Here is a 7550-nt window from a genome sequence, read left to right on the forward strand (position 1 = left end):
CACGTTTCCCATCTAGTTGGTCTCTTCCCAGGTACGCTCTTTAGCAAGGACCAGGCTGAATACCTAGAGGCTGCGCGTGCTACCTTGAACCACCGTGGAGATGGTGGTACAGGTTGGTCTAAGGCCAATAAAATCAACCTTTGGGCTCGTCTGCTGGACGGTAACCGTGCCCATCGCTTGCTCGCTGAACAGCTCAAGTATTCAACCCTAGAAAACCTTTGGGATACCCACGCGCCTTTCCAAATTGATGGCAACTTCGGAGCAACCAGTGGGATGGCAGAAATGCTCCTCCAATCTCATACAGGCTATATTGCACCATTGCCAGCCCTTCCAGATGCTTGGAAAGACGGTCAAGTTTCTGGCTTGATTGCCCGTGGTAACTTTGAAGTCAGCATGAAGTGGAAAGATAAGAACTTGCAAAGCTTGTCCTTCCTTTCAAATGTCGGTGGAGACCTGGTTGTAGACTATCCAAATATCGAAGCCAGTCAGATCAAGGTCAATGGCAAAGCAGTCACGGCAACTGTGCTTAAAGATAATCGCATCCAACTGGCAACACAAAAAGGTGACGTCATTACCTTTGAACACTTCCCTGGTCGTGTAACCAGTCTGACAGCCGTTCGACAAAATGGAGTCACTGCTGAACTCACCTTTAACCAAGTAGAAGGCGCTATCCACTATGTCATCCAAAGACAAGTGAAAGACGAAACTGGCCAAACCTCTGCGACCAGAGAATTTGTAACCAATCAAACCCATTTTATTGACCGATCACTCAATCCTCAACATGCCTACACCTATACTGTCAAAGCTATGCTGGGCGAAGTTTCTACACAAGTCTCTGAACAAGCAATTGTAGAAACCCCTAGTGAATTGATGGATGATCGAGACGGCCGTATCCAGTACGGAGCTGCCTTTGGAAATTGGGCAGACGCAGAATTATTTGGAGGAACAGAGAAATTTGCTGACCTTTCAAAAGGAGACTACACAGACGAAGATCTCACTGCTACCATTCCTTTCACTGGCGTTGGTATCGAAATCTATGGACTGAAATCGTCTGAACTAGGTCTTGCCACTGCTAAAATTGATGGCAAAGAGGTCGGGGAGCTTGACTTCCATACTGCTGGAGCAACTGAAAAAGGCCGTCTCATCGGTCGCTTCGCAGGATTATCTGACGGACCTCACACATTGACTCTTCGTGTTAAACGTGAGCACAAAGGACGTGGTAGTGAGCGCTCGAAAATTTCATTAGACTACTTCAAGATCCTAGCTGGAACAGGCAATACGATTGAAAAAATGGATGATCGTGATTCGCGCATCCAGTATGGTTCCCAGTTTAAGGACTGGTCTGACCCTGAACTCTACGGAGGTACGGAAAAATACGCGGACATCAACAACAGTGACTCTAGTGCAGCTTCAGAAGCTCAGGCAACTATTTCCTTTACAGGGACAGGTATTCGTATTTATGGCTTGAAGAGCCTTGCCCTTGGACGAGCACGTGTTACACTAGATGGCAAAGAAATGCCAAGTCTAGATTTCTACACCTCAGGTGCGACCGAAAAGAGAGCCTTTATTGGCGAATTTACAAACCTTACTGACGGCCCGCACACCCTGACATTACAAGTTGATCCAGATTCGCCAGAAGGTCGCAAGAAAATCTCTCTAGACTCCTTTGATATCATCAAAGCCCCTGCTGTTGGTCTAGATAGTCCGAGCATCGCGCCTCTTAAGGAAAATGACAAAACCATTTCCTTAAGCCTACCAGCTGGAGATTGGGAAGCCATCGCAGTGACCTTCCCAGGTGTCAAAGATCCTCTAGTTTTGCGTAAGGTGGATGAAACGCATCTGGTTACAAGTGGGGATCAGACTATCCTATCAATCCAAGACAATCAAGTTCAAATCCCAATCCCTGACGAAACCAATCGCAAATCTGGAAATGCCATTGAAGCATATGCTATTCAAGGAACTACCACTAGCAGTCCTGTCGTAGCCGTCTTTACTAAAAAAGATGAAAAGAAAGTTGATGAGAAGCAGCCAACTACAAGCAAGGGGGATGAACCAGCTCCTACTGTCGAGAAACCTGAGTACACTGAGCCTATCGGGACTGCAGGGCAAGAAGTGCCACCCACTGTAGAAAAGCCTGAATACACCGAACCTATCGGAACAGCAGGTCAAGAGGAAACTCCTACTGTTGAAAAACCTGAATACACCAAACCTATCGGAACGGCAGGAGAACAAGAAGCTCCAACAGTTGAAATTCCTGAATACACCGAACCTATCGGAACAGCAGGTCAAGAGGAAGCACCTACTGTTGAAAAACCTGAGTACACCGAGCCTTTCGGAACTCCGGGAGATCAGGCCACTCCAACCCTTAGCCTTCCTGACTATCCAGTTCAAGTCTTGAAAGATAAGGAGACTGGAGTAGAAATCATCGGTGGAGCCAGCGACTTAGAAGGAATTTCTCACGTTTCTAGCCGACGTGTCCTAGCTCAAGAACTCTTTGGCAAGACCTATGATGCTTACAATCTACAGCTTAAAAATCCAACAGATCATAGCTTGCAGCCAAAAGGCTCTGTCTTGGTTCGCTTGCCTATTTCAGCTAGCGTCGAAAATATCTACTACATCACTCCGACCAAGGAGTTGCAAGCCCTTGATTTCACTGTACGAGACGGAAAGGTAGAATTCATCACTAATCATTTCAGTACCTATGCTGTCGTCTATCAAGCTACTGGAACAAGCTCTAACACAGAGGAAAAACCAAGTGCTCCAGATACAGAAACCTTGGCACACGAGGCTGAACAATTTCCAGCTAGTCCGAGCCTTGCTAAAGCTGGAAATCATTCTCCTAAAGAACAACTTCCAGCAACAGGAGAAGCGTCCAACCCACTCCTATTCTTAGCAGGACTCAGCCTAGCCCTTACAGCCACATTTATGTTAAAAGGAAGAAAGGATGACTCCAACTAACCTTTAAGCACACAAAAACAGGATGAAGATCACCTTCATCCTGTTTTATTTTGTCATCAGAAGTTAGTTTTACAGTAGGTATAAAAAGGCTAAGGTCAAGAGACTTGCTAGAAGCCCAACTCCCCAAAAGAAGAAATCAACCTTCCACTCGCTCCAAGGATTGCCCTTGCCTGAGAATCCTCCAAGCTCAAAATGATGATGCACAGGTGTCATACGGAAAATACGCTTTCCACCACTAAGTTTGAAGTAGGTAACCTGCATCATAACAGAGCTTGTCTCAAAGACATAGATAATCCCAATCAACAAAAGGGTCCATTCTTGGTGGAGGGCCATAGAGATTGCTGCCAACATCCCACCTAGAGCCAAACTTCCCACATCTCCCATGAAAACCTTGGCAGGCTTGTGGTTAAAGACGAAGAAACCTAGCAAACCACCGATCATGGCAAGAATCACAAGAAGGATATCCAGTTGATTTTGCATATAAGCAATCACACCGTAGGCCGATAAGCTAATCACCACTGAAATACTTGCTAAGCCGTCGATCCCGTCCGTCAGATTCACCGCATTTGAAAAGCCAACTAGCCAGAAAAGGGCAAAGAAAATATAGAAAATTCCCAGATGAACTTGGTAGCCAAAGACTGAAAGCATGTCGCCACCGCGCTCATAAAAGAGGTAGAAAACCACTCCTCCAAGCAGCTGGAGAGCAAGTTTTTGCTTGGGATTTAAGCCTTCGTTAATCTTACGAAAGACCTTGAGAAAATCATCCAAAAAACCTACCAAACCATACAAAACCAAGATAAACAAAATCATGCCTACATTGTTGGTCAATTGTTGGGTAAAGAGAGCGACAAGGAAGCTCACAACAACTGCAACGATCAGGAAGACAAGACCTCCCATGGTTGGAGTTCCAGCTTTTGCTTGGTGTTGCTTGACATCCTCGTGCATCTGCTGACCTGTAATCTGTGCTTTTCGATAAAATCGGATAAAGGCTGGAATGCCAATCAAGGTCAATAGAAAGGCTAGAATTCCAGCACTAATGGAACTAATCATCTTAATCTCCTAAAGTTACTTTCATTTTTTTAAGGTCTTTGAGGGCAGTATTGGCACGGACACTTTGTTTCTTGACCGTTTTGCCACTACCTTCCCACTCGACTTCTATATTCAGCCATTTAGCAAATGTTTGCACATTTTCATCTGTCCAGCCGTACATATCAGGCATTTCTTCGACCTTATCTGACAGGATCAAGATCTGCTGATTGGCTTCCAAATTATCTCCTTCAGAAACCGAGAGTTCCTTGATCTTGGTTCCTGTTCCGATAACAATTGGTTGGACCAGGTTTCGGCGCAATTCTTCTGCTAGGTCACCCGGAGTAAAGTCTTTGGTAGCCGGCATAGCATAGCTTGTCGTCTTGCTGACCTGATCCAAGTTCTTGGCAGTTGACTGAAGATTGAGGGATTCTTTCATAGCAGAAGCTCGCTCAAGGATTGGGTTGGCAAACTCTCCCAGCTGAACACCCGAATAATGCTCTGGCTGTTGCACCGTCACATAGAGGATAAAGTCAGGATTTTCTGCAGGATGCATCGACACAACAGAGAAGATATAGTTGGTTTCACCTGTCAGGTAACCCCCATTCTTCTCATCGGCAATCTGAGCAGTCCCTGATTTTAGGGCGACATTTTGCCCCGGAACATTGACATTCGGCTTTCCTGTGCTGTGGTTGTACATGGTACCGTAGACAGGATCTGTTCCGACCATGACCATGTGCTCCCGAGTAGAGGACGCTGCTGCTTTGGACACAGGATTTCCGACGATTTCCTTTTGAGACTTACGAACAGACTGGTCATTTGGATCATAGAGGGCGCTGATAAATTTCGGCTCCAACATAACCCCATCATTGGCAATGGCTGTAAAGGCACGAAGCATCTGGGTCTGGGTGACAGAGATCCCTTGTCCAAATGAGCTCATGGCAATATTGACAATGTTATCAGCAGGTAATTGACCTGTGTATTCATCTGTCAAGCCAAAGCGAGTTGGGACCCCAAATTTAAAGCGGTTTAGATAATCCAACCAAGTAGCATCTCCCATTTTTTGTTCAAGTAGACTCATTCCAACATTACTGGAGTGAGCGAAACCTTGTGAGAAAGTCATCATCCCACCAGTAGTCAAACCATCATTAACATCCCAATCTCGAATCGTCGCATCCGCTATTTTTAATTCACTGCTATTGAAGTATTCTCCACTTGGGAAGGTATTATTATCAATAGAAGAAGCTAACGTCATAACCTTCATGGCTGATCCTGGTTCATAGTTACTTTGATAAAGAATGTCACGCCAAACAAAGTCCTCAGTGATTCCTTCTTTAGTATCTGCATTAAAGGTAGGTCGTTGGGTGGTAGCGAGAATTTCACCGGTCTTTGCACTGACCAAGGTCGCGGTCATATACTTGCCTTTTACCTTTTCCTGAAAGGCATCCATCTGGGTTTCCATAAAGGATTGCAAAGGACTAGAAAGGGTAGTGTAAACATCCTTTCCGTCTACCATGTGTTGGGAAGCCTGCTCCGTACCCGGAACAATATTTCCCAGACGATCTTTCTCATAGGTGATGATCCCATCTGTACCCGCCAGAATGCTATTTAAGGAACTCTCCAAACCAGATGTCCCAATCAAACGTTTGGTGCCATCCTCATTTTCATGGAGTTGCGCTAAACCGATAAAGGAAGAAGCAAACTGTCCATTGGGATAACTGCGGTTAGGGCTAGTTGTAAAGTCAATCCCCTCAACACCAGCAGTTTTGAGGTCATTTTTAATAGCCATCATATTGGCATAGGTGATCCCATTTCCCTTGGTACCAAAGGATACCTGTTTTAGATCTGGTTGAGAAAGCTGTTCTTTGACATAAGACTCTTCCATATCTAGGTATTTATGGAAAATCTCAGCCACCTTATTAAATTGAGAATCCTCTACATAGAGAATTTTGCCTGTTGCTGACTTGTAGGTCTTGTCAATAACGGCATAGATATTATACGAAGTCGCATCTTCTGCAATAGGCGTTCCATTACGATCGTAGATGGTTCCCCGTTTTGCAGGAATCGTCTTGGTTGTTTGATGGACCTTGTTGGCTTCTTGAACCAAGTCCTTACCAAATTTTTTACCCGTTCCGATAATGACCGCAAAGTTGACCAAAAAGACCGCGAAGAGTATGACAGCCAATAAACTCAGGCTTTTCCCTACTCTTCGGCGATTTTCTTCTGGAGATTTACGGTTACGAACGGCATAACGGATGATTTTTTCTTTCCACTGTTTCATTTCTTACTCCGCTGCTCGGATATTTTCGTTATTCAGCTGCAAATCTTTAGAGTTTGCAATCTCTTTCAAACGTTCTGAACGAATCAATTCATTGACCTCTTGCTTGGCATCATCTAGCTCGGTTTTCTTTTCTTCGATTTGAGCATTGACCTTGGTCAATTCATTCTGAACTTGTAATAGCTTGGTCTGCATAAACACAACGCTAATTGCCAGGATAATCATTGTTGCAGCAATCGAAACATAGAAGGCCTTTTCCACACGTGAAAAACCTTTGAACTTCGTTTGCAATAACTGGCTTGTTTTTTCGATTCTTTCTGCCATGTTTTTCCTCTTACTTGTGAATTTTTCTAGCCACGCGCAACTTGGCTGAATGCGAACGATTGTTGGCTTCTAGTTCTTCGGCACTTGGCAAGATTGGCTTACGGGATACCAATTCCATCTTGGGCTTAAGGTCATCTGGAATGAAGGGCAAGCCTTTGGGAACTTCCACTGTTGAAGCTTCCTTGAATAATTGCTTGGTCAAGCGGTCTTCCAGCGAATGGAAGGTAATGACCGAGATTCTACCATCCAGAGCCAGCATGTCCATGGCCTGCTGGATAGATTCATCTGCAGCGCCCAGCTCATCATTGACTTCGATTCGGATAGCCTGAAAAATCTGCTTGGCAGGGTGTCCCTTTTTCTTGAGCTCCTTGGCAGGCTTGGCCGACTTGATAATCTCTGCCAACTCCGTCGTTGTCTCAATGGGTTTCACCTCACGCGCTTGCTCAATCTTACGAGCTATCTGTTTAGAAAACTTATCCTCACCATACTTGAAAAAGATCCGAACCAAGTCATGATAGTCATAATGATTGACCACCTCATAGGCCGTCAGACTAGCTTCCTGATTCATCCGCATATCCAGTGGCGCATCCTTTTTATAAGAAAAACCACGTTCACGCTGATCCAGCTGAGGACTGGACACTCCCAAGTCATAACAAATTCCATCAATTTCCTGGACACCAGCCTCCTGCAAACGTGCCTGCAAATGACGGAAGTTATCCTTGATAAAGGTTACCATCCCCTTTTCGATATAGGGTGCCAACCGTTTTTGCGCATTGTCAATGGCATTCTGGTCCTGGTCAAAGGCATAGAGATGCCCTTTTTCGCTCAATTTACTTAATAAATATTCGCTATGGCCTGCTCCGCCCAAAGTCGCATCAACGTAGATACCGTCAGGTTTTACGTCAAGCATATCAATCGTTTCATGAAGCAAGACCGTTACATGATGAAATTCTTTTGTCATATC

The 7550-nt window shown here is 44.9% G+C and carries 5 protein-coding genes; 1 reads left to right on the forward strand and 4 read right to left on the reverse strand.

Translation table 11 applies throughout. The features are described 5' to 3' along the window. On the forward strand, positions 1-2958 hold a 2958-nt coding region (locus tag GMD4S_RS06410), incomplete at its 5' end, for an SIALI-17 repeat-containing surface protein (RefSeq protein ID WP_000507538.1). 69 nt (positions 2959-3027) lie between these two features. Here the strand turns inward: GMD4S_RS06410 and mraY are convergent. The 4 genes from mraY to rsmH are packed head-to-tail and all read right to left on the reverse strand — an operon-like array spanning position 3028 to position 7547. Next, positions 3028-4008: a phospho-N-acetylmuramoyl-pentapeptide-transferase gene (gene mraY / locus GMD4S_RS06415; RefSeq protein ID WP_000625787.1), complete on the reverse strand. Its 981-nt coding sequence runs from the start codon at positions 4006-4008 to the stop codon at positions 3028-3030. 1 nt (position 4009) lies between these two features. After that, the gene (gene pbp2x / locus GMD4S_RS06420; protein WP_000816036.1) at positions 4010-6265 is read right to left on the reverse strand and encodes a penicillin-binding protein PBP2X; all 2256 of its coding nucleotides are present in this window, start codon (positions 6263-6265) and stop codon (positions 4010-4012) included. Positions 6266-6268: 3 nt separating this feature from the next. Continuing rightward, complete coding sequence (gene ftsL / locus GMD4S_RS06425; protein WP_000840795.1) at positions 6269-6586, reverse strand: cell division protein FtsL; 318 nt, start codon at positions 6584-6586, stop codon at positions 6269-6271. Positions 6587-6596: 10 nt separating this feature from the next. Beyond that, on the reverse strand, positions 6597-7547 hold the full coding sequence (gene rsmH / locus GMD4S_RS06430; protein ID WP_000159388.1) for a 16S rRNA (cytosine(1402)-N(4))-methyltransferase RsmH: 951 nt from the start codon (positions 7545-7547) through the stop codon (positions 6597-6599). Positions 7548-7550: the final 3 nt, after the last annotated feature.

It is taken from the genome of Streptococcus sp. GMD4S, assembly GCF_000296955.1.